Origin of the sequence: Paludisphaera sp., from assembly GCF_037189885.1 — a bacterium.
Lineage (GTDB): Bacteria > Planctomycetota > Planctomycetia > Isosphaerales > Isosphaeraceae > Paludisphaera.
In genome coordinates, this window is sequence record NZ_JBBCIR010000064.1 from 19585 (window position 1) to 40928 (window position 21344).

General features: G+C 71.8%; 20 protein-coding genes. 7 read left to right on the forward strand and 13 right to left on the reverse strand.

The annotated features are described in order from the left end of the window. Nucleotides 1–77: 77 nt before the first annotated feature. The 3 genes from WG209_RS17915 (at nt 78) to WG209_RS17925 (ending at nt 3337) form a co-directional block, all read left to right on the forward strand. Nucleotides 78–641 carry a YqgE/AlgH family protein gene (locus tag WG209_RS17915; RefSeq protein WP_337176450.1) on the forward strand — a complete coding sequence of 188 codons (564 nt, stop codon included), beginning with the start codon at nt 78–80 and terminating at the stop codon, nt 639–641. Nucleotides 642–752: 111 nt separating this feature from the next. Beyond that, nucleotides 753–2117, forward strand: a complete 1365-nt coding sequence (locus WG209_RS17920) for an NAD(P)/FAD-dependent oxidoreductase (RefSeq protein ID WP_337176451.1) — start codon at nt 753–755, stop codon at nt 2115–2117. Nucleotides 2118–2254: 137 nt separating this feature from the next. After that, complete coding sequence (locus tag WG209_RS17925) at nt 2255–3337, forward strand: NAD-dependent epimerase/dehydratase family protein (protein ID WP_337176452.1); 1083 nt, start codon at nt 2255–2257, stop codon at nt 3335–3337. A 25-nt stretch (nt 3338–3362) separates the two neighbouring features. On the opposite strand, the gene WG209_RS17930 is transcribed toward WG209_RS17925, so the two are convergent. The 7 genes from WG209_RS17930 to WG209_RS17960 form a co-directional block, all read right to left on the reverse strand. Then, nucleotides 3363–4229, reverse strand: coding sequence for a hypothetical protein (locus WG209_RS17930; protein ID WP_337176453.1), 867 nt, complete (start codon nt 4227–4229; stop codon nt 3363–3365). Between the two features lie 2 nt (nt 4230–4231). Then, complete coding sequence (locus tag WG209_RS17935) at nt 4232–4738, reverse strand: biopolymer transporter ExbD (RefSeq protein WP_337176454.1); 507 nt, start codon at nt 4736–4738, stop codon at nt 4232–4234. Between the two features lie 62 nt (nt 4739–4800). Then, a complete protein-coding gene (locus WG209_RS17940) occupies nt 4801–5274 on the reverse strand; it encodes a biopolymer transporter ExbD (protein WP_337176455.1) in 474 nt (157 codons plus the stop codon). A 34-nt stretch (nt 5275–5308) separates the two neighbouring features. Continuing rightward, entirely contained in the window at nt 5309–6199 is an 891-nt protein-coding gene (locus tag WG209_RS17945; RefSeq protein ID WP_337176456.1) for a MotA/TolQ/ExbB proton channel family protein, read from the reverse strand. A gap of 145 nt (nt 6200–6344) precedes the next feature. Further along, nucleotides 6345–7169 carry a VOC family protein gene (locus tag WG209_RS17950; protein ID WP_337176457.1) on the reverse strand — a complete coding sequence of 275 codons (825 nt, stop codon included), beginning with the start codon at nt 7167–7169 and terminating at the stop codon, nt 6345–6347. Between the two features lie 5 nt (nt 7170–7174). Beyond that, nucleotides 7175–7633, reverse strand: a complete 459-nt coding sequence (locus WG209_RS17955; RefSeq protein ID WP_337176458.1) for a MarR family transcriptional regulator — start codon at nt 7631–7633, stop codon at nt 7175–7177. A 68-nt stretch (nt 7634–7701) separates the two neighbouring features. Continuing rightward, nucleotides 7702–9486: a sigma-70 family RNA polymerase sigma factor gene (locus WG209_RS17960; RefSeq protein WP_337176459.1), complete on the reverse strand. Its 1785-nt coding sequence runs from the start codon at nt 9484–9486 to the stop codon at nt 7702–7704. A 170-nt stretch (nt 9487–9656) separates the two neighbouring features. On the opposite strand from WG209_RS17960, the gene WG209_RS17965 reads away from it, so the two are divergent. Next, nucleotides 9657–10409, forward strand: a complete 753-nt coding sequence (locus WG209_RS17965) for a DUF1080 domain-containing protein (protein WP_337176460.1) — start codon at nt 9657–9659, stop codon at nt 10407–10409. 6 nt (nt 10410–10415) lie between these two features. Here the strand turns inward: WG209_RS17965 and WG209_RS17970 are convergent, their stop codons facing one another. The 3 genes from WG209_RS17970 to WG209_RS17980 all read right to left on the reverse strand — a co-directional run bounded on the left by WG209_RS17970 (nt 10416) and on the right by WG209_RS17980 (nt 13547). After that, a complete protein-coding gene (locus WG209_RS17970; protein ID WP_337176461.1) occupies nt 10416–11543 on the reverse strand; it encodes a cellulase family glycosylhydrolase in 1128 nt (375 codons plus the stop codon). A 97-nt stretch (nt 11544–11640) separates the two neighbouring features. Further along, nucleotides 11641–12753, reverse strand: a complete 1113-nt coding sequence (locus tag WG209_RS17975) for a hypothetical protein (protein ID WP_337176462.1) — start codon at nt 12751–12753, stop codon at nt 11641–11643. Next, nucleotides 12750–13547, reverse strand: coding sequence for a hypothetical protein (locus tag WG209_RS17980; protein WP_337176463.1), 798 nt, complete (start codon nt 13545–13547; stop codon nt 12750–12752). The genes WG209_RS17975 and WG209_RS17980 overlap by 4 nt, the downstream gene beginning before the upstream one ends. Before the next feature lie 212 nt (nt 13548–13759). Between WG209_RS17980 and WG209_RS17985 the strand changes: the two genes are divergently transcribed. Next, nucleotides 13760–14035, forward strand: coding sequence for a hypothetical protein (locus WG209_RS17985; protein WP_337176464.1), 276 nt, complete (start codon nt 13760–13762; stop codon nt 14033–14035). A gap of 13 nt (nt 14036–14048) precedes the next feature. Here WG209_RS17985 and WG209_RS17990 read toward each other — a convergent pair whose 3' ends face one another. Further along, nucleotides 14049–16466 (reverse strand): ATP-binding protein, encoded by a 2418-nt coding sequence (locus tag WG209_RS17990; protein ID WP_337176465.1) that lies wholly within the window; start codon nt 16464–16466, stop codon nt 14049–14051. A gap of 259 nt (nt 16467–16725) precedes the next feature. Continuing rightward, the gene (locus WG209_RS17995; RefSeq protein WP_337176466.1) at nt 16726–17625 is read right to left on the reverse strand and encodes a fused MFS/spermidine synthase; all 900 of its coding nucleotides are present in this window, start codon (nt 17623–17625) and stop codon (nt 16726–16728) included. A 175-nt stretch (nt 17626–17800) separates the two neighbouring features. Here WG209_RS17995 and WG209_RS18000 point away from each other — a divergent pair, with 175 nt between their 5' ends. Together WG209_RS18000 and WG209_RS18005 are read left to right on the forward strand one after the other, a co-directional pair. Further along, nucleotides 17801–18565: a Uma2 family endonuclease gene (locus WG209_RS18000; protein WP_337176467.1), complete on the forward strand. Its 765-nt coding sequence runs from the start codon at nt 17801–17803 to the stop codon at nt 18563–18565. Nucleotides 18566–18587: 22 nt separating this feature from the next. Next, complete coding sequence (locus WG209_RS18005; protein ID WP_337176468.1) at nt 18588–19703, forward strand: nuclear transport factor 2 family protein; 1116 nt, start codon at nt 18588–18590, stop codon at nt 19701–19703. Between the two features lie 108 nt (nt 19704–19811). Here the strand turns inward: WG209_RS18005 and WG209_RS18010 are convergent, their stop codons facing one another. Beyond that, nucleotides 19812–21323 (reverse strand): Gfo/Idh/MocA family oxidoreductase, encoded by a 1512-nt coding sequence (locus tag WG209_RS18010; protein WP_337176469.1) that lies wholly within the window; start codon nt 21321–21323, stop codon nt 19812–19814. Between the last annotated feature and the right edge of the window lie 21 nt (nt 21324–21344).

The window sequence follows — 21344 nt, forward strand, 5'->3', positions numbered from 1 at the left end:
GCACGCGAACAACGCCGTCGGGGGGGCGTAGGACCGGAGGATTGAACCATAAACGCCCGATCAGGCGGCCATTTGCCATGAACACGACATCGCTGAAGGGACGACTGCTGATCGCCTCCCCCCAGCTCGACGCCCCGCTGTTCGCCAGGGCGGTGGTCCTGGTGCTGGAGCACGGCGACGAGGAGGGGGCCAAGGGGGTCATCCTGAACCTGCCAACCGGGGCCACCATGACGGACCTCGCCGGCAAGCTGTTCGACGAGGACTTCGCCTGGGACAAGCCGCTGCACCTGGGGGGGCCCGTGGCCGGGCCGCTGCTGGTGCTGCACACCCGCCCCAAGCTGGCCGACCTGGAGATCGCCTCGGGGCTCTACGTGGCGCTCGACGCGGCCAAGTCGCAGCACCTGATCACTCAGGAGATCGAGCCCTCGCTAGTGGTCGCCAACTTCTCCGGCTGGGCCCCCGGCCAGTTGGAGCGGGAGATCGCCGACGACGTGTGGGTCGTCGCCCCGGCCGACACCCGGCTCATCTTCGCCGGCGAGGGCCAGGATCTCTGGTGGGCGACCATGCGGGGGATCCGCTCGCAGGTCCTCCGGTCCCTGGTCCACCCGCGGCACGTCCCCCCCGATCCCAGCATGAATTGACCGACCGGCCCGGGGTTTGCGGGCCGATGGAGGCTCGGGGATGATCGGGGACGAGGACGACGGCGTCCGGCCTGGCCGGCGGCGTCCCGGCGTGACGGGAGCTTGCCCAACGTGTTTGGATGGGGCTGGAAGAGGCGGCTGGAGGCGAGGAAGCCCGACGTCCGGGTCGTGGTGATCGGCGCGGGGTTCGGCGGGCTGGCGGCGATCCGGGGGCTCCGGAAGGCCCCGGCGCGCATCTCCGTGATCGACCGGAAGAACCATCACCTGTTCCAGCCGCTCCTCTACCAGGTGGCGACCGCGGGGCTGAACCCCTCCGACATCGCCCGGCCGATCCGCCGGATCGTGCGCGGGCGGAAGTGGGCGGAGGTGCTGCTGGCGGACGTCACGGGGATCGACACCGAGCGCCGGGTCGTCACGCTGGCCGACGGCGAGGTCCCGTATGACTACCTGATCGTGGCCGCCGGGGCGACCCACTCGTACTTCGGCAACCCCGAGTGGGAGGAGTTCGCGCCGGGGCTGAAGTCGATCGAGGACGCGCTGGAGATCCGCCGCCGGATGCTCCTGGCGTTCGAGATCGCCGAGCGCGAGACCGACGAGGCGACGCGCCGAGAGTGGCTGACGTTCGCGGTGGTGGGGGGCGGCCCGACGGGGGTGGAGCTGGCCGGGACGCTCCGCGACGTCGCCCGGATGACGCTGGCGAAGGACTTCACGCACATCGACCCGTCCACGGCCCGGGTCGTCCTGATCGAGGGGGGCCCGCGCGTCCTGGGGGGCTTCGAGCCCGAGGCGTCCGAGAGCGCGCGAAAGCAGCTCGAAAGGCTCGGCGTGGAGGTGCGGACGGGCGAGCGGGTCACGCGGATCGACGCCGACGGGGTCATGGTCGGCGACGAGCGGATCGCGGCGCGGACGGTCCTGTGGGCGGCGGGCGTGGCGGCCTCCCCCCTGGGGCGAACCCTGGGAGCGCCGACGGACCGCGCCGGGCGGGTCATGGTCCATCCCGACCTGACCGTCCCGGGCCACCCCGAGATCCACGTCGTCGGCGACCTGGCCCACCTGGAGCAGGACGGCGCGCCGATCCCGGGCGTCGCCCCGGCGGCGACCCAGATGGGGGCGCACGCCGCCAGGAACATCGTCCGGGCCATGGAAGGCGAGCCGCCGCTCCCGTTCCGCTACGTCGACAAGGGCTCGATGGCGGCCATCGGCCGGGGGGCGGCGGTGGCGCAGCTCGGCCGGCTGAAGCTCTCCGGGGTGCTCGCCTGGCTGGCGTGGCTGTTCGTCCACATCCTGTTCCTGATCGGCTTCCGCAACCGGATGCTGGTCATGTTCCAGTGGGCCTGGTCCTACTTCAGCTACGATCGCGGCGCCCGGCTCATCACCAGCCGCGCCGAGGGGCCGCTGGTCACCGGCCTGACCGACGCCCGGCTCCCCTCCACGCGAGAGGCCGAATCGATCCACGACCAGGCCGCGCGGACCTGAGCCAGGTCGGGCCGGTCCGGGGGCGGGCGGCGCGGTGCCCTTGTGGTTTCCTCGCGGATGCCGATAATCCAGCGTCAGCGACGGGGGCGACGCGCCCCCGCCACGTCGGATCGTGCGGCGATCGCGAGGGTGACGAATTGAGCCGAGACAACGCCCGGCGCGCCCTGGTCACGGGGGCGACCGGACTCCTGGGCAGCCACCTCGTCGAGCGCCTCCGGGGCCGGGGGGACCGCGTCCGGGCCCTGGTCCGTGAGTCCTCCGACACGACGTTCCTGGACGAGATCGGCGTCGAGCCGGCGCGTGGCGACCTGCTGGACGTCCCGGCCGTCGAGCGGGCGCTCGAAGGGGTGGACGTCGTCTACCACTGCGCCGCGAAGGTCGGCGACTGGGGGAGCTGGGACGAGTTCCAGGTCGGCTGCATCGACGCCACCCGGACGCTCGCCGAGGCCGCCGCCCGGGGGGGCGTCTCCCGGTTCGTCCACGTCAGCTCCACCAGCGCCTACGGCCATCCCCGCGACCGCGAGGAGCCGATCGCCGAGGACCACCCCCTGGGCGAGAACATCTGGCCCCTGGACTACTACACCCGCGCCAAGGTGGACTGCGAGCGGCTCCTCTGGGATCTCTCCTCCGCCGGCCGCCTCCCCCTGACGGTGGTCCGCCCGAGCTGGATCTTCGGCGAGCGCGACCGCACCACGATCCCGCGCATGATCCGGGAATACCGCTGGGGCCGCGTCTCGCTCGTCGGCCCGGGGGACAACCCCCTGAGCGCGGTGTACGCCGGCGTCGTGGCCGACGCCATGATCCTGGCGGCCGACGACCCGGGCTCGCGCGGCGAGGCGTACAACGTCACCAGCCACTCGGCCATCACCCAGCGCCAGTTCCTGGACATGCTGGCCGACGCCGTGGGCGTGCCCCGGCCGACGTTCCGCTATCCCTACTGGTATGCCTTTTACGGCGGCTTCGCCCTGGAGCTGCGCGAGCGGCTCCTGCGCAACCCGAAGCCGCCGCGGGTCACCAGGTACGGGGCGTGGCTCCTGGGCCGCCGCCTGAGCTACTCCACCGACAAGGCCCGCCGCAAGCTCGGCTGGTCTCCCGCCCTGAGCTACGAGGAGGCCATCGCCCGCACCGTGCGCTGGTTCCTCGACGACGAGCCCGCCCGGCTCCCCTACCGACGCCCCCCGACCCTCGTGGCCGTCCGCCGGGCCCTCCTCGGCGGGTGACGGGCGAGGATCGGCGTCGACCCGCCTACTCCCGATCGTCTTCCTCGCGAGACTCGACCCAGGCCCGCAAATCCTCCGGCGCGATGTCGTCGGAGTAGCTCCGCCGGGGGACGGATCGCCGGCGGGGGTATGAGGCGTAGTGGATCATCCGGTAGATCCAGCGGCCGAGCGTGACGACGAACAGCACGGCCAGGACGATCAGCGACCAGCGCAGGACGCGGTTGGATTCCTCGGCGGGGGTGGGGGCGGCGACGCGATCCCAGCCGATCTTCCCCACCAGCACCGGCGCGGCGCGGGCGACGTCGCCGGCCTGGTACTTCATCAGCTTCAGGAAGTAGCCGTTGAAGGCGACGCGCTCGTGGACGTCGGTCCCGATCGGGAAGCCGTCCGGGGGCTCCTCGAACACGCAGGTATACAGGAGGCGGCGGACGTCCGGGGTGGTGACCCACGCCTCGTAGAGCCACCCCGTCGCGCTCAACTTGGACTCGAACCGGATGACGCGCAGGGCGGTCCCCTGGATGTGGACCGGGACGCCGCGATATAGCTCCGGCCGTTCCCACAGGTGCGTCAGGGCGACGTCGCGGCGGGCCTCGGCGGCGAGTTCGGCGGGGGTCTTCGCGCGGGCCTTCTTCAGGAGATGGGCGTAGGCGGCGTTGTCGCGGAAGCCCATGGGGGTACGGTCGGTCACGGTCTCGAAGGCTCCCGAGCGATCGGGCTCGATCGGCGGGGCCGGGGCGCCGGCCCGGGGGGGGGGCGCGGGGGCGGGCGCGACGGGGCGACGGGCGGCGTAGTAGACGGCGACCCAGCCGGCGACGGCGATCGCCGCCAGCAGGATCAGCCGAGGCAGCTCCGAGCCGTGGAACAGCGAGGGACGCTCGCGGCGGACGTCCAAGGCTAACCTCCGTCGCCGGGCCGCAGCTCGTCGAAGCTCAACTTGGGCTCCTTCTTCGCCCGGATGAAGGCGTCGGTGAAGCCGTCGATGATCGACATCAGCTCGGAGTAGCGGAGTTCCGGGTCCACCTTGATGAGCGTCTGGTCGAAGGGGACGTCGGGATCCTGGAGGTGATAATCCAGCACCTCGGCGAGCCCCTTGGGGTCGTTGGTGACGTCGGACTCGGAGATGGTCACCTGGGCCAGGCGGCCCTGGTCGTCGGCGCGGAGGAAGACGGGGAGGGTCCGCAGGCTGGCGGGGAGCTCGTTGGTCGCCGACGGCTCGGTCGCCGCGGCGGCCATGGCGGTCGCCGGCTGGGGGGGGAGCAGGTTCATGATGAACTGCCCCTCCACCGGCGCCGCGCGGTAGGTCAGGACGAAGAACGTCAGGAGCTGGAACGCCATGTCCAGCATCGGCGCCACGGGCACGTCGGGCCCTTCCATCTCGATCCCGCCGCGTTTGTGCCTCACGCCCGCCCCTCCCACAACGATCGGTCGATCGATCCCCGCCCCGGCGACGGCCCGGCCCGGGGTCAGCCCCGGATCATCGCCTTGAGCGCGAACTTACGGAACCCCTGGGCCTGGCACGCCTTGATGATGCCGAGGACGGCGCCGAAGCTCGTCTCCTTGTCGGCGCGGAGGATGATGGTGGTCGGCAGGGTGTCGGAGGCCGGGTCGAACTTCACGCCGGTCGACTGGAGGCCGAGCTTGACCAGGGCGGCCTCGTGGCGGATCTCGTCGGCGGCCTCGTCGATCCCCATGGCGCGATCCTTCCTGAGGAGCCGCCCCTCGGAGTCCACGTTGAGGACCAGGCGGTCCTCGGCGATCCGCGAATCGTCCTCGACCGGCCGGGCCGATCCGGCGTCGGGCAGGTTGATGCGCTGGTCGTAGTTATCGCCGGCGAAGTTGATCACGAGCATGAAGAACGTGATGAGCTGGAAGACGATGTCCAGCAGCGGCGTGAGGTTGGGCTCCGCCTTCGTCTTCGAGATCAGGCCCCCGCTCATGTCGACGGCTCCACGGACGCGGCGGTCGGTTCGATCAGGCGGCCGGCGACTTGGGGCCGGCCTTGGCGGCGGCGACCAGCGAGTTGATCGTCCGGTCGGCGACGCGGTTGGCCTCGATGGTCATCTGGGCCACCTTGTTGCGGAAGAACGCGAAGAAGAAGATCGCCGGGACCGACAGCGACACCCCCTCCAGCGTGATGAAGAGGGCGGTGCTGATGCCACCGGCGACCTTGTCGGGCCGGGGCTGGGCGCCGGCGGCGGTGGCGATCTCGCGGAACGATTCGATCATGCCCCAGACCGTGCCGACCAGCCCGATCATCGGGCCGAGCGTGCCGATGACCGCCAGGTAGCTGATCTTCATCTCCAGCTCCGTGACGATCTCGCCGGAGGCGACGGCCATCGCCTCCTTGGCCTCGGCGCGGCCGTTGGGGAGGTTGGCGATCCCGGTGCGGACCAGCCGCGCCAGGAACGAGTCGTTGTCGCGGCAGAGGTCGTAGGCTTCCTGGAACTTCTTATCCCGGATCGCCGCCTCCAGCTTCTCCACCAACGGGGGGGGGACGGCCTCGCTCACGCGATATTCGATGAACAGCCGGATCACCAGCGCCGTGAAGTAGACCGACAGGAAGACCAGGAACACGCCGATCGGCCCCGACGCGCGGATGGCCCACGACAGCATGGTCTCCGGCTCCGTCGGGGCGACCCCCTCGGCGGCGGGCGCGGCCTCTCCCCCGGCGGCGGCGGGCTCCTCGGCCTGGGGTTCCCCAGCGTCCGGTACCTCGGCGGGGGCCTCGGCGGCGGGCGCGGCCTCTTCGGCCGGCTCCTGGGCCGGCAGGGGCGACGCCCCGCCGGTCGCCAGCCAGATCAGCGCGGCCGTCGCCATGGAGAACGCCAGCCAGGCCCCGCCCGTCCCTCGTCGCAGAAGCATGAATGCCGCCCCCTCGCCGCTCGCCCGGGTAACGCCCGCTCGGACGCGACGTCGCCTCGATCGCGACATGGTCCAGGTTCAATATCCGACGCCGCGCCGGCCCTGTCAATCGACCGAGGCGCGGACATGCCCGGGCGGGGCGGAATCAGGCGAGCTTCCAGAACCCCGGCGTCATCAGTTCGGCGAGGTTGCCGTCCGGGTCGCGGAAATAAAGGCTCCGGGCGCCGCCGGGCCAGGTCGCCTCCCCCTCGATCGCGACCCCCTCGGATTCCAGCCGCCCGCGCCAGCCCTCGACGTCCTCCGCGGCGATCGCGAACGCGAAGTGGCCCCCCCCGGCTCGGCCGCCGTGCGGCGGGATCGTCCCGCTCCCGCCCGGCACCGGGGCCAGCCCGGACGACCCTCCCTCCGCGAAGAGGAGCAACACGTGCCGACCGGCCACGCCCAGGGCGATCAGCCTTTCCGTCTCCAGGAGGGTCGGGAAGTGGAACAGGCGACGGTAGAAATCCGCCGCGCGCCGCGGGTCGGCCGCGTAAATCGCCGTCTCCAGGATGCCGCCAACACGCATGGCCCGGTCCTCGGTGGGGGCGGGGAAAGGCTCGACGTGGAAGTCGCCGTTACGCCCGGCGTAGACCACCTTGCGGCCGACCAGATAGGCGACGTAGGACGCCGTCCCGGCGAGCATGATCTCGCGGAGGAATTCGGGATAGCCGATCTCTCCGCGCTGGGAGGCGGAAATCGCGGCCCGGACCCCTTCGGCGGAGAACACGTCCGGGACCGCCGGCGGGTCGGCGAGCGGGATGAGCTCCGCGTGGGTCGAGCCGTCGACGCCGTAATGGACCTTCTCCAGCCGCGTCAGGTCGGCGGCGTAGCGTTCCACGCCCGCCTCGACCATCCTCGCCACCGTCTCGGGGAAGGTCGTCCGGCCCTCGAAGGCCCTCGCCAGGCAATCGCGAAGCACGGCGCCGTCCATGTGGCTCACTCCAGGGCCCCGCCCCGCCAGTCGTTCTTCTCCAGCAACGCCTTGACCGTCGCGAGCAGCCTGGCGCGCTCGTCCGCGTCGATCACGCAGAAGAACTCCGCGTCGTTCCGGTCGGCCTCCCGCGCCAGGACCGGCACGAGCTTCCGGCCGGCGTCGGTCAGCCCCAGCCGGACGGCGCGACGGTCCGAAGGGTGGGCCTCGCGCGAGACCAGCCCCTTTTGCACCAGCCGCTCGACCATCCGGGAGAGGGCCCCGTTGTCGACGCCGACCTCCCGGGCCAGGTCGCCCAGCGGCGCCCCCTCCATATCGAACAGGCACCGGAGGGCCACCCACTGCGGCACGCTGACCCCGCGATCCTCCAGCCTGCCGGCGAACGAATCGCTGACGAGGTTCGACAGGCACCGCAGCCAGTAGCCGAGATGGTCCTCCAGGCGGCTCGGTCGTTCGTCCTTCATGCCGGCCATTATGTTGCCCAGGCAATGATTGTCAAGGCAATCGACAGGACGAGCCGATCGGACGGCCGTCAGTCGGCGGTCTCGCCCTCTTGGACCGGAGCGTCGTCGGTCGTCAGCTCGACGTCCGGGAACCGCTCCTTCGCCCAGGCGATGAGGCGGCGGACCTCCGCGAGCTTCCTGTACGTCGGCTTCAGTTTGTCGGTGACGGGAGGCGCGTCCGGGACCCGTCCCCGTTCCTGGTCGGTCATCCATGCGGGCTGGGCCATACGGCCGAGGGCCCTGCCCAGGCTCTGGAATCTCAGGGAAGATTGTTGATATTCCTCCATGGCTTCAATTCCCTCTTCGTCCTTAACGCCTTTCGGCGGGCCGAACGGCGGGACGTTCACCTCCTCGATCCCCGCCCGCTTCAGAGCTTCCCGGGCCCTCTGGAATCGCTCCTCGGCCTTCTCGAAGAGATCGTTGATGGCGGCCAGGGCGCGGTCGGGGTCGTCGAGCGTGCCGGCGGGGAACCCGTATTGGTCTTGAACCTTCGCCAGCTCACTGCGGCCCTCGTCCTCCATCTCGCGCAATCGCGCCACCAGTACGCGGGCGGGGGCGATGGCGTCCTCGCGAAGGTTCTCGGCCTGGAGGCGGGGGATGAGGTCGTTGCGATCCCCGAGGTAGCGGTCCACGATCCGGTACTTCCGCTCCAGGCCGACGAGTTGGGCCTCGATCTCGCGGAGGGTCCGGGCCTCGACGGCCGGCGGCGCCGCGGGCGTTAGTTCGGGGGGCGCACCCGCGTTCGGGGACGGTGCGGGCGCCAAGGCCCGCGCTGGCGGCGACTCCATCAGGCCGATCAGCCGGTCCAGCTTGCGCTCGACCTCGGACAGCCGGCCCTCGACGTCCCCGGCGGGCGGGGCCTCGGGAGCCGCCGGCTTCTCGGCCACGGGCGGGGGCTCGGCCTTGGGGGGATCTTGCGGGCCGCCGGGGGCCTCGACCGATCCGGCGGCGAGCGCCGCGGCGGTGACGCCGGCGCAGGCGAGGGCGATCCCGAGGGCTTTCCAGGGCATGGTGAACATCGTCGCGGAGACTCCGAGGGCCAGCCGCGCGGCCGGCCAGGTGGACGACGAGGGGGAGGCCCCCAGCCAGGCCAGGCCCGCGGGGAGCCCCGCGAACCGGACGGCGGCGGAGGCCGTCGCCGCGACGAGCGACGACGGGACGGACGGGATCGCGGCGACCTCGGCCCGGAGCGCCGCCAGGCACGCCGGGGCTTCGACGCCGCGACGCGACAGCCGATCGCGCAGGATCGACCGTCCCTTCGCCATGCGGCTCCGGACGGTCCCCACCGGCCAGCCGAGCTCGGCCGCCGCCTGGTCGTGGGTCCGGCCCCGGAGGTAGCACAGCACCAGCGGGGCGCGGTACTTCTCCGGCAGCCGGGCCAACTCCGCGTCCATCGCCTCGAGCGCGTCGTCGACCGGCCGCGACGGCTCGGCGGGGGCGTCTCGCAGCCCCTCGCGTTCGCCTTCGCGGGCGCGGCGTTTCAGCGCGTTGGAGCGGGCGCGGACGGCCACGCGGTAGGCGACGCCGTACAGCCAGCTTGAAAGCGCGTCGGCGTCGCGGAGCCCGCCCGCCTTGCGGACGAGCACCAGGAACGTCGCCTGGAACGCGTCCTCCGCGTCGGCCGGGTCGCGCAGGTAGCGCCGGCAGACCGCCATCACCGGCGGGCCGTGACGGTCCACGATGGCCTCGAACGCCGCCGGGTCGCGATCGGCCAGGAAGCGACGCAGCAGCCGCGCGTCGCCGCCCGGCGGGTCCACCCCGTCCCGCAGCAGCCGCCCGACTTCCCGCCCCACCCCCCGCCCCGATCGCGACATCGGCAGTCCCTCCCCTTCCACTGAGAGTACTGCAACGAGTCGTCGGACCAATCTCGGTTTTTTCGCGATCGTCGCCCTCGGCGTCCCCGGGGCACGTCGTTGCGACGGCCGGCCGGGGCGGGCACGATGGAGGCTTCGTTGATCCGCCGCGGTCCATCCCGGAGGTTGCGATGTCCCGGTTCCGCCCCGCCCTGCTCGCCTCGCTTGTCCTGTCAACCGCCGTCGCGCGCGGAGGAGAGGCCGACGACGGCTTCACCCCCCTGTTCAACGGCAAGAACTTCGCCGGCTGGACGGTCCCCGAGGGGGACGGCGGCCACTGGAAGGTGGTCGACGGCGTGATCGACTACGACGCCCAGAGCCGGGCGAGCGGGGACAAGAACCTCTGGACCGAGCGCGAGTTCGGCGACTTCGTCCTCAAGGTCGACTGGCGCATCAAGGAGACCCCCTTCGTCAACGAGGGGATCCCGTACATCCTCCCCGACGGCACCCACGCCCGCGACGTCACGGGGAAGGAACTCCGGCTCGCCCTGCCCGACTCGGACTCCGGGATCTTCCTCCGGGGCGACGGCCGATATCAGGCGAACATCTGGTGCTGGCCGATCGGCTCGGGGGAGATGTACGGCCTGCGCACCGACCCGTCGACCTCGCCCGAGCTGCGCGCCGCGGTCACGCCGAGGCACCAGGCGGACAGGCCCGTCGGCGAGTGGAACACGTTCGAGATCACGGTGAAGGGGAAGGTCGTGACGACGAAGCTCAACGGCGTCGTCGTGATCGACGGGGCCGAGATCCCCGACCTCCCCCCGCGCGGGCGGCTGGCCTTGCAGCATCACGGCGGCAAGAACTCGGCGGGCGAGTGGACCGGCCCGCCGAGCCTCGTGCAGTTCCGGAACATCGCCATCAGGGAACTCGACGCGGCGAAGTGACCCGGGTCAGGGCTTCGGGGCGTCCGCCGCCGCCGCCGTCGCGGCGGGCGCCATCTCGCGGAACTTCTTGAGCCAGGCGGCGGTGATGGCGTGGGGCATGTCGCCGACCTCCTCGCACTCCTCGATCGTCTTGCCCCAGTAGAAGCTGACCCAGCCGTCGACGAACGGCCGGGAGCGTTCGATGAACTCGGCCGTCTCCTCCAGGCTCGCGCCGAGGGGGAAGATCTCCTCGATCACCAGCGGCTTGCCGACCTCGTAAACCTTCAGCGCCTCCATCGTCTCGTCGAGCTTGCCGGCCTTGGGATAGAAGTGGACGGCGACGAAGTCGAGCGGCTCGCCGACCTCGGGGTCGTGGAACAGGGGCTTGGCCCCCTTGAATACCTGCGCCCACGGGATGACGCCGACGGTGACGAGGGTCTTCTGGTCGACCTCTCGGATCGCCGAGGTCAGCCGGGCGATCCACGCCCTGGCGATCTCGCGATTGTCCCGGCCGCGGGCGTCCAGGGTGATGCGCTGGACGAAATACTTGCCGCCCAGCGGATCGCCCGCCAGCCAGCTCTCGGGGTTCTTGCCCCCGGTGAGGACGGGCTCGTTCATCAGGTCGTAGCAGAAGACGGCGGGGCTATCCTTGCAGACCTCCGCGACGGCCTTCCAGAACGTCGCCTGCGCGTCCCAGCGGGCGGACTCGTCGAGCGCGTCGTACCAGTCGGGGACGTCCTGCTTGTGGTAGCACCCCAGGCCGGTGACGTCCAGGTAGAGCCCCGTCTCCTCCGCCAGCCTCACCAGGTCGCCGAGCCGCTTCAGGGCGGCCTCGTTGGGCCTGTCGGCGGCCTCCAGGAACTTCCCCGTCTGGAGGTGGACCCGGACGAGGTTCGCCCCCAGCGCCTTGATCTCGCGGAAGTCCTCGACGACCGTCGCCCACTCGTCGTCCCAGTAGTCCTCAAGCAGCCGGCCGGACTCGGCGTCGTCGTGGTCGTAGTTCACGCCCCAGATCACGAACCGCTTTCCCGTCCCCTCCTCGACGAAGTGGGAGCGGTCGTCGCTCACGCGGATGCGCGGCAGCGGGTCCGCCGCCGACGCCGGCGCGGCGACGAGGAGGGAGGCCGCGAGGAGCACGGTTGCTTTCATGGTCATGACGGGTCACCTCGATGGATGGCGACGAGGGGGAGGCCAATCGGCCCGAGTCTATCCGATCCCGCGACGCGGCGGGCATCCGTGGCGGGAGGATGGATCATCGGCCGGGGCCGCCCGGCGAGGGTTCCTGGTCGTCGGTAGTCGTCTCCGGCTGGGCGAGGACGCGGCGGGCCTCGATCACGCGCCAGGAGGTGTCGATCCCTTCCAGGCGGAAGCGGGCGAGGGTCAGGCGCATGGGGACCGGCGGGTCGCCGGCGGAGCCGAGCGCGTCCTGGACGTTCGCGACGACCTCGGCGCGGTCGTAGATGAACGGGCCGTCGGCCTTGAGCGTGAAGAACGGCCGCTTCAGCAGGGCGTCCCAGGTCTCCGGCGATTCGCCCACGGCGAGGGCTAGCGCGCGGGCCTCGTCGGGGAGCGGGGGTTTGGCCTCGTCGACGAGCATCTTGTACGTCGGCAGGATCCGCTTCGGCGCCAGGGTGGTCGTGGCGAGTTGCTCGAAGACCTTGCCCAGCCCCTCGGCGGCGTCGAAGATGTCGTCCGGGTCGCCGCTCTTCATCTTGTCGTAGAGGCCGGAGGTCTCGGCGTCGGCTTTCGCCTCGTGCAGCGCGTCGAGCGTCTCGGCGGCCGGTCCCAGCGGGTTCCTCGGCGTGAACCGGCCGATGGCGGGGTCATAGGCGTATTCGCCCTCGATCTTGCGATGCAGCGCGGCGATCGGGGCGAACGAGCCGCGGGTCGATCGGGTCCGGGCCTTGTCGCGGACCGGCTCGGAGAAGCCGGCGATCGCCGGCGGATCCGCCACCACGGCGAGCCGGCCCTGGGCCTCCTCGTCGCGGTCGACGAGCGCCTGGAGATACGCCGCGGCGACCCGCTCTGCGGCGTCCAGCGGGCGCCTCCGGAATCGGGGCCAGACGACCAGGAACGCCGCGACCCCCGCGAAGATCAGGAGCAAAAGCGCGGCGGCGATCCACTTCCGCCGCGACGATCTTCGCTCGCGGGCCTCGGGCGACGGGCGGAAGACGGACGAGGCCTCGTCGGGCTGGTCGTCGGGCTCGGGGTCCGGCCGGGCGACGGGTAGGGATTCCGAGGGCATCGACAGCGTGGAGGCCTCTTGCCTCGCGCCGCACTTGGGACAGGCGACGGCGCGGTCGGCCATGTCGTCCGGGACGAGGAACGCGGCCTGGCATCGGGAACAGCGGACGCGGACGCTCATCGGGGCTCCTTTCCGGCGGGCCTGGGGGCGCAACGGCCGCAGAGGTCGCGACCGCCGGCCACGGCCCGGCCGCAGAGGCGGCAGAGCCCCGCGCGGCCTCGGATGTCCGGCAGGGCGGCGCGGATGGCGGCGGCCTCGGGCTCGTCCCCTAGGCTGTCGACGGCGCGGGCCGCCCAGCGGGCGACCTCCCAGTCGACGTCCCTGGCCTTCAGGCGCGCGTCGATCAGCCCGCGCGCCCAACGCGCCAGGTCGCGGTCGAGCCGCCGCAGGTCATCGCCGCGGAGATGTTGCGTCAGCTCGTCGCGCAGGTCCAGGGCGCGGTCGACGTCCTCCTCGGCCCGCGCCTCGTCCAGCTCCCGGGCCAACGCCCGCGCGCGGTCTGAGTCCGGGCGTCGGGGCTCGGCGGCGCCGGGCGACGCCGGCGCCGCGGGGGGAGAGTCGAGCCTGGCGGCGATCCGGCCGAGGGTCGGTATGACGTGGATTTCCATCAGGTCGACGGCGCGCCACGACGCCTCGGCCTGATCGGCCAGCACTTCGAGCAGACCGGCCGCCACCTTCAGGGCGGTCCCCAGGATCCAGCCCGCCAGGCCGAAGCCGACGACGGTCGCCAGCGCGATGAGCCCCGCAATCCGCCGCTCCGCCCAGGTGAACTGGGCGTCGGAGAGCAGGGCCTGGGCCTGGGCGAGGAAGTACGCGACCCCGAGGAATCCCACGCCGAACCGAGCCACCGGCGCCAGCCTCTCCAGCGCCCGGCCCCCCGATCGGATCGATGCGTATCGATGGCGGCTGTTCATGCGTCGGGGACCTCCGGGCCTCATTATAGGGGCGCGCGAGCCCGGACGCAGCCGCCACGCGCGGAGGAAGGTCGTTCGAGATCGGCCTTGGGTGCCGGCCTTGAGGATTGCGCCGCCGGCAGCCTTTCCCGAGCCCGGAAACTCGACGCAATCGAACGCCTTTCCCCAGCCGGACGTGTTAGAGTTCCGGTACACCACCAGGAGCGGCAGCGATGAGCGCGACGACGACGACAGGACAGGCGGCATCGGGCGTCCCCGCGGAATTGACCGCGCTTCGGGACCGGATCCGGGCCCTCCCCCCCGAGGCCAGGGCGGAGGTGGAGCCGCTGATGGACGAGGTGCTGGAGCAGGCCGTCTACCGTTCGCGGGTGCTGACGCTCGCCCGCGACGCCCTGGCGCGGTATCGGCTGGACCTGGCGGCGACGCGGTTCGACCTGGAAGCGACGCGCCGGGAACGCGACGCGGCGCGTGACGCGGCGGGCCGGTAAGCCGGCCGGCCGCTCAGGAACCGTCGGGGCCCGAGTCGGCGATGATCCGGGCGAGGGCGGCGGCCTCGACGGGCTTGACCAGGTGATGGTCGAATCCGGCCTCGGCGGATCGGCGGCGGTCATTGGCCCGCCCCCAGCCGGTCACGGCGACGAGGACGACGTCGCGCCCCCAGGGCTCGCCGCGGATCGCCTCGGCCACCTCGTAGCCGTTCATGCCCGGCAAACCGATGTCGAGGATGGCGAACTCGGGGCGGAGCGACCCGGCCATGCGCAAGGCCGTCATGCCGTCGTGGGCGAGCTGCACCTCGCAGCCGTGAAGGCTCAGCAGGCGCCCCAGCGATTCGGCGATGTCCTCGTTGTCGTCGACGACCAGCACCCGGCGGCGGTCGCGGCGGTCCTCCTCATGTTGGCGCGCGGAGGGCGGCGATGGCCGCCCCTCGGACGTGGCGGGGACCAGGGGGAGGCGGACGATGAACGTGCTCCCCTGCCCCGGCCCGGGGCTCAGCGCCTCGATCGTGCCGCCGTGGAGCTGGACGATCCCCCGCGCCAGGGCCAGGCCGATCCCCAGCCCCCCCTGGGCGCGTTCCAGGATCGGGGTGAACTGGGCGAACATCTCGAAGACGCGGGGGAGCTGATCGGCGGGGATCCCCGCCCCCTGGTCCGCCACGCGGATCTCGACGCTGCCGTCGCCGCGGGCGACCCGCAGGTCGATCGTCGCGTTGTGGTCGGAGAACTTGGAGGCGTTGTCCAGGAGGTTGGCGACCAGCTGCGTCACGCGGGTGCGGTCGGCGACCATCGGGATCGGCCCCGGCGGCAGGTCGACCCGCAGGCGCTGACGGCGGGCGTCGACCGCGGGCCGGACGATCTCGACGGCGTCGGCGGCCGACGCCGCCAGATCCATCCGATCGGGCCGCAGCTCCAGCTTGCCCCGGCTGATCCGCGAGACGTCCAGCAGGTCGTCCACCAGGCGGGCCAGGTGCGTGACCTGGCGGTCGATGACGTCGTGGGCCCAGCGCGAGTCGGGGTCGGTGGCGCCGCGGAACCGCAGGATGGAGACGGCGTTGCTGATGGGCGCCATGGGGTTGCGCAACTCGTGGGCGAGCGTCGCGAGGAATTCGTCCTTGCGGCGGTCGGCCTCGCGGAGCCGGTCGAGCAGCCGGGCGTTCTCCAGGGCCACCGCGGCCCTCGCGCCGAGGTCGACCGCCAGCGCCAGGTCGTCGTCGTCGAACCGGCGGCCCGAGCGCGAGGTCACGAACGACAGCGCCCCTAGCACCCCCTCGTGGCCGACCAGCGGCACGCACATGTAGGACCGCGGCGCGAACGCCCGCAGCGCCGTCAAGTGTTCCTCGTTCCGCGCCGCGGCGCGGAGGATCTCGTCGGTCAGGTCCGCGATGAGCGAGGGCCGCCGCTTCGCGAGCACTTCGAAGAGGCCCCCCGACACGTCCGGGCGCAGGCGGTACCGGTGCGAGACCGTCTGGACCACCCAATCGGGGTCGCGCTCGTCGTGGACCGCGGCCACGCGCCGCAGCCCCCCCCGGGAGTCCAGGATGTCGGCGGCGCACCAGTCGGCGAAGGCCGGCACGGCCAGCCGGGCGACCTCGCGGAGGGCCGTCTCGGCGTCGGTCAGGGCGGCCAGCCGCGCCCCGGCGTCGGCCTGGAAGCGCGCGGCGCGGACGGCCCGCTTCTGGTCGTCGATGTCCGTCGCGGTGCCGATCCTGCGCACCAGCTTGCCGTCGTCGTCGCGGATCCAGACCGATCTCCCCAGGAACCAGCGGTAGTTGCCGTCCCGGCCCCGGATGCGATACTCGATCTCCGTGCCGTCGCCGTGCTCCCTCGATCGCGACCGCGCCCCGAGCACCAGCTCGACGTCGTCCGGGTGGATGGCGGCCAGCCATGCGTCCTTGACCTCGGCGTGGTCGCGCGCCGCGCCGGTGTAGTCGAACCAACGTCGGTTGAGGAACTCCAGGGAGTCGTCCGCGGCGGTGATGTAGACGATCTGGGGGACGGCCTCGGCGACCTGCCGGAACCGGCTCTCCTCGTCGTCCCCCTCCGACGGTTCCGGCGGATGCTCGGGGGGGCCGCCGGCCGGGGCCGACGCGGCCGGGCCCGCCTGATCGCGACGGTCCGCCGACCATCGCCGGCGCCCGCCCGAGGCCCCTCCATCCCCCCTCGAAATCGAGTGCAGCCCCTGCCCCATCGCCGTCGCGCGGCCCGTCGACCCATGGGAAGCCGGCCGCGCGGGGAGCCACGGCGAGGCCGCGAGCATCACCCCCAAGGTCGCCGCCGCCGGGCCCAGGCCCCCGAGGAAGGCCGCCGCCGCCGTCGCGACGCCGTAGATCGGCAGCGCGGCGCCCAGGAGCGGCGGTCGCGAAATCCTGGCGGCGCCGGCGTGGCCGGGAGCCAGGCCCATCCAGTGTTCGCTAGGATTCATGCCAACCTCGCCGCGCCGGGCGGATCCCGGCGTCCCAGGTCGGCCCCCCCCCTCGGTTCGCCCCCCGCGATGGACGTTCTTCCACTTCGCCCCTCCCGTCGTCTCAGGCCGCCGGGCCGCGTCAGGTCGAGGGCCGACTCGACATCGCGGACCCCTAACCCGGCCCTTAGATTGCAGCAAAATTCGAGCCGCGGATCACGCCGGGCTAAAACAAGGACAAAACCGCAAATCACATGCCGACATCATGGCCGCGACGGTCTCATCGCCGGCTCAGCCGCCCCGCCATCTTGCGGAAGGAGAACGGGGCGCGGAACCGCTGATCCAGGCGGGTCGCCGCGGCGCTGATCTCGGTGGGGGTCATGGCCTTCTCGGCGGTGGAGGCGACGACGACGTAACCGTCGTAGCCCTGGAGCCGGAAGACGTAGACGTGGGGGAACGCCTCGCGGATCGTCTGGATGTCCTGCCCGACGGAGAGGTGGGGGTTGAGGTTGAAGACGACCGCCCCCTCGGGCGCGAGCCGCTTCTTGACCTGCTCGTAGAACGCCAGGGTCTTCAGGTGGAGCGGGACGCCGACGTGGTCGGTGCCGCCGGAGGGGCGGAGGAAGGCGTCCATGTAGATGACGTCGTAGCTGGCGTCGGAGTCGCGGATGAAGGCCATCCCGTCCCCCACGTTGATCGAGACCTCCCCGCCGGACCGCACGCCGAAGAAGCGGTCGGCGACGCTGACGATCAGCGGGTCGATCTCCACGACGTCCACCTTCGCCTTGGGGTCGTGGATCTTGAGGAAGTGGACCATCGCGCCCCCCCCCAGCCCCACGATCAGGACCCGCTCGGGCTCGGGCCGGAAGGCGTAGCTCATGAACATGAATCGCGTGTACTCGACGAGCAGGTCGTCGGGCCGGCCCAGGTCCACCTTGCTCTCGATGACGTGCTCGCCGCTGTCGCGGACGAACCAGAGGGTGCGGACGTCGCCGTCGCGCGTGACCTTGACGTGGGAGAACTTCGACACCTGGTCGAGCTCGAGTCGGCCGGGGGCCTGGGAAAGCGCGCCTCGCGCCGCCCCCGGCGGCGCGAGCCAGGCGAGGCCGAGCCCCGCCACCAGCACCGTGGCGACCGTCGCCAGGGGCGGGGCCTTGCGAATCAACCGGACCAGCGACATGCAAGACTCCTCATCCTGGGCGATCTCCCCCGGCCCGGGACCGACGGCCCCGCGCCCCCGATGGTATGGGAGCCCGCGCGGGCCGGTCAAGGCGAGACCGCGCTGGCCGCGAACCTCGCGCCGTGGTAAGAATGACGTGAACGCCCGCACCGAAAGCGTCGCCGGAGAGGCCGCCATGAGCACCGCCGAACGCCCGTCGCGCCGGGGCGCGATCGAACTCGCGGATCCCCCGTACTGGGACCCGTTCGATCCCCGATTCCCCGACGGCGACGGCGAGCCGATGGCCGACAACCAGACGCAATACAAGTGGATGGTGACCATCGCCGAGGGGCTGGACGACCTCTTCCGCGACCGGCTCGACGTCCTGGTCGCCTGCGACCTCCTCTGGTATTTCGACCCGACCAACCCCCGCCGATGCGTCGCGCCCGACGTATTCGTCGCCTTCGGCCGCCCCCGGGCGCTGAGGCATTCCTACAAGGAATGGCTGGAGGGACACGCGCCTCAGGTCGTCTTCGAGATCCACTCGCCGAGCAACACCCCGGCCGAGATGGACCGCAAGCTCAAGCTGTACGACGATCGCGGCGTCGAGGAATACTACTATTACTTCCCCGAGGAGGCCGCCGGCCGGCTCGACGGCTGGCTCTGCGGCCCGAGCGGGCTGGAGCCGATCGCCTCCACCGACGGCTGGACCAGCCCGCGGCTGGGCGTGACGTTCGAGACGCCGCCGGCCGACAACGCTCTGGTGCTCCGTCGACCCGACGGCGAGGCCTTCCAGCACGTCCAGGAGATTATGGAAGACCGCCGCGCCGCGAGACGGCTCGCCCGTCTCGAACGCCGGCGCCGCAAGCGGGCCGAGGAGCTGGCCCGCGAGGCGAGCGAGCGAGCGGAGCGGTACGCGGCGATCTTGCGCCAGATGGGCGTTGAGCCCGACCAACCCTGACCCCCGGCCCCGGAGCCCGACCTTGAGCCTCTCGATCCTCCTGCGCGCGGCGTCGGCCGCGCTGATCGTCGTCCTCGCGGCCGGCGGCCGAACGGCCGTCGCGGAGGAGCCCCCGGTGATCCTGCTGACCGGCTTCGAGCCCTTCGGCCCCGACCGCCCGGACAATCCGTCGTGGGAAGGGATCAAGGCCCTGGACGGCCGCGAATGGCGCGGGCGCAAGCTCGTCGCGCGGCGGATCCCCGTCGTGTGGGGCGAGCCCCTGAAGCGCCTCGAGGCCCTGGCGGAAGAGCTGAAGCCGGTCGCCGTCTTCTCGTTCGGCCAGGGGCTGCCCGGGTCGTACACCGTCGAGGCGGTGGCGCGGAATCGTCGCGCGCCATACCCGGACAACAACGGCCGTCGGCCCGATTCGCCCACCGTGACGCCCGACGGCCCCGACGAGCTGCGCGCCACGGCCGAGGTCGACCGGCTCGTCGGCGAGCTGGCCGCGAAGGGCCACGTCGTCCGCCGCTCGGAGGACGCCGGCCGCTATCTCTGCGAGGAGACGCTGTACAGCCTGGAGACGCTGAAGGGGGCGGGCAAGCTCCGGGGGACCGTCGTCTTCAGCCACGTCCCCCCCCTGGGCGCGGAGGTCGGCGGCCGGCCCGTCGACGCGGAGGCCGTGCAACGATACGTCCTTGATCTGCTCGACGCCTGGGGAGGGCCCGCCAAGACGCTGGAGGTCGAGCCGACGGCGTCCCGCCAGGGCGAACCGGCCCCGACGCGCGAGAAGGAGGCGAGGGCCCTCATCGACCGCTACTTCAAGGTCTGGTCGGATCGCGACATGGAGGCCTACGACGACTGCTTCATGTCCGACGCGGTGATCCAGCACGTCGACGCCGCCGGCCGGCTCGTCTCGATCCCGCGAGGGAAGTTCGTCGCCGGCCAGCGCGAGGCCCATCGCCGCTCGCCGGACCCCATGGTGGAAGTCCCGGAGTCCGTCGAGCTACGCTTCGAACGCGACATCGCCCGCGCGGTCGTCTACTGGAAGCTCACCGCCGGCGCCCGCGTCGAGACGGGCTACGACCACTTCACCCTGATGCTCGACCGGGGCCGCTGGCGCATCGCCAACCTGCTGTTCTACTCCACCGACGGGGAATGACGGACGCCGCCGCGAGCCCGAGCCGGAGCCGGCCGCGCCCCTTCGAAACGACGACGCCCCGCGAAAACATCGCGGGGCGTCGTGGCGGATTCCGTCAGGGGGCGACGATCAGGCGTCGGCGGCGGGGTCGACGCCGTTGACCCACGCGCCTTCGAGCTTCTGGTAGGCCGGGGGCTCCAGGAGCGAGCCGGTGTCGCCGGCCTTCCAGCCCATGACGTGGTTGGGCTTGCCGCGGAGCTTGCTGCGCTCCTCCCAGCGGGCGGCCCAGGCGGAGTCGGCGTCGACGACCGAGCCGTCTTCCTTGTTGAGGTAGAACGCCTTGCCCTCGCGGTACGAGCGGACGCCCAGGTTGACCGTGGCGATCGCGGCGTAGCCCAGCTCGACCGGGCAGAGGGTCTCCGGGTTGCGGGAGCGGGTGCACTCCAGGAAGTGCTCCCACAGGGCGCGGGTGTCTTCCTTGGGCTGCTCGGGGGTGAACTTGTCGCCCCCCTCGCCCATGTTGGCTCCCGGAGGGGCCGGGCGGCCTTCCAGCTTCTGCTGGGTGACCGAGTAGCCGCCGGCGGGGTTGCGGTCGAAGTTAATCGTCGCGGTGTGGCCGCGGATCAGCTCGGGCAGCTGCACGTCGTTGCCCATCGTGGCCGAGATGAGAACCTGGCAGCCCTCGTCGTAGTCGGCGACCACGGTGGCGACGTCGGGCACGTCGCGGCCGTCATACTCGAAGAAGAGGCCGCCGGCGCCGACGACCCGGCGCGGCAGGCGGACGCCCATCGCCTCGATCAGGTGGGTGGTCTGGTGGACGAACAGGTCGGTGTACATGCCGCCGCCGAACTCCCAGTAGCAGCGCCACTGGGCGTACCTGGCGCGGTCGAAGGGCATGTCCGGGGCGAGGCCGAATTCGGTCCCCAGGAACATCTTCCAGTCGACCGTCTTGGGGCTCATGTCCTTGGTCAGGGGGTAGTACCGCCACTGGCCGACGCTGCTGTTGCGGTAGTACGAGGTCTGGCCCTGGAGGACCTTGCCGATCTTGCCCTCGGCGATCATGGCGTGGGCCTCGCGCCAGCGGGGGTCGGCCATCGACTGCACGCCGACGGTGAAGACCTGCTTGGTGCGATTGACCGTCTCGACGAGCTTGCGGGCCTCGTCGATGGTGTGGGTCATCGGCTTCTCGCAGAAGACGTCCTTGCCGGCGAGCATGGCGTCTTCGGACATCTTGGCGTGCCAGTGGTCGGGCGTCGCGATCAGCACGACGTCGACGTCCTTGCACTCCAGGACCTTGCGATAGTCCTTGGTGACGCGGTCCTTGTCCTTCCCCTCGGGGTCGAGGCCGCACTTCTTGGCCGAGGGGTAGAGCCCGCGCTTGACCTCGTCGTTGCCGTCCCAGACGTCGGCCAGGGCGATGATGTCGACGAGCTTGGTCTCTTCCTTCAGCCGGCCGAGGATGCGGATGTGCTCCTGGGCGCGGCCGCCGGGGCCGAGGATGGCGACGTTGATCCGCTCGTTGGCGCCCTTGACGGCGCCGATGGCGGGATGGGCGAACGTGCCGGCCGTGGCCGCCGCTCCGGCCGCGACTCCGGCCGTCTCCAGGAAGGTGCGGCGGTTCACCATGGGTTTGCTCTGCATGCTGGGATCTCCGAGCAAATC

Bases quoted from the DNA above. Each gene is read 5' to 3' on its own strand.
- WG209_RS17915 (WP_337176450.1), top strand. From the start codon at position 78: ATGAACACGACATCGCTGAAGGGACGACTGCTGATCGCCTCCCCCCAG.
- WG209_RS17940 (WP_337176455.1), bottom strand. From the start codon at position 5,274: ATGAGCGGGGGCCTGATCTCGAAGACGAAGGCGGAGCCCAACCTCACG.
- WG209_RS17945 (WP_337176456.1), bottom strand. From the start codon at position 6,199: ATGCTTCTGCGACGAGGGACGGGCGGGGCCTGGCTGGCGTTCTCCATG.
- WG209_RS17950 (WP_337176457.1), bottom strand. From the start codon at position 7,169: ATGGACGGCGCCGTGCTTCGCGATTGCCTGGCGAGGGCCTTCGAGGGC.
- WG209_RS17955 (WP_337176458.1), bottom strand. From the start codon at position 7,633: ATGAAGGACGAACGACCGAGCCGCCTGGAGGACCATCTCGGCTACTGG.
- WG209_RS17960 (WP_337176459.1), bottom strand. From the start codon at position 9,486: ATGTCGCGATCGGGGCGGGGGGTGGGGCGGGAAGTCGGGCGGCTGCTG.
- WG209_RS17965 (WP_337176460.1), top strand. From the start codon at position 9,657: ATGTCCCGGTTCCGCCCCGCCCTGCTCGCCTCGCTTGTCCTGTCAACC.
- WG209_RS17970 (WP_337176461.1), bottom strand. From the start codon at position 11,543: ATGACCATGAAAGCAACCGTGCTCCTCGCGGCCTCCCTCCTCGTCGCC.
- WG209_RS17975 (WP_337176462.1), bottom strand. From the start codon at position 12,753: ATGAGCGTCCGCGTCCGCTGTTCCCGATGCCAGGCCGCGTTCCTCGTC.
- WG209_RS17980 (WP_337176463.1), bottom strand. From the start codon at position 13,547: ATGAACAGCCGCCATCGATACGCATCGATCCGATCGGGGGGCCGGGCG.
- WG209_RS17985 (WP_337176464.1), top strand. From the start codon at position 13,760: ATGAGCGCGACGACGACGACAGGACAGGCGGCATCGGGCGTCCCCGCG.
- WG209_RS17990 (WP_337176465.1), bottom strand. From the start codon at position 16,466: ATGAATCCTAGCGAACACTGGATGGGCCTGGCTCCCGGCCACGCCGGC.
- WG209_RS17995 (WP_337176466.1), bottom strand. From the start codon at position 17,625: ATGTCGCTGGTCCGGTTGATTCGCAAGGCCCCGCCCCTGGCGACGGTC.
- WG209_RS18000 (WP_337176467.1), top strand. From the start codon at position 17,801: ATGAGCACCGCCGAACGCCCGTCGCGCCGGGGCGCGATCGAACTCGCG.
- WG209_RS18010 (WP_337176469.1), bottom strand. From the start codon at position 21,323: ATGCAGAGCAAACCCATGGTGAACCGCCGCACCTTCCTGGAGACGGCC.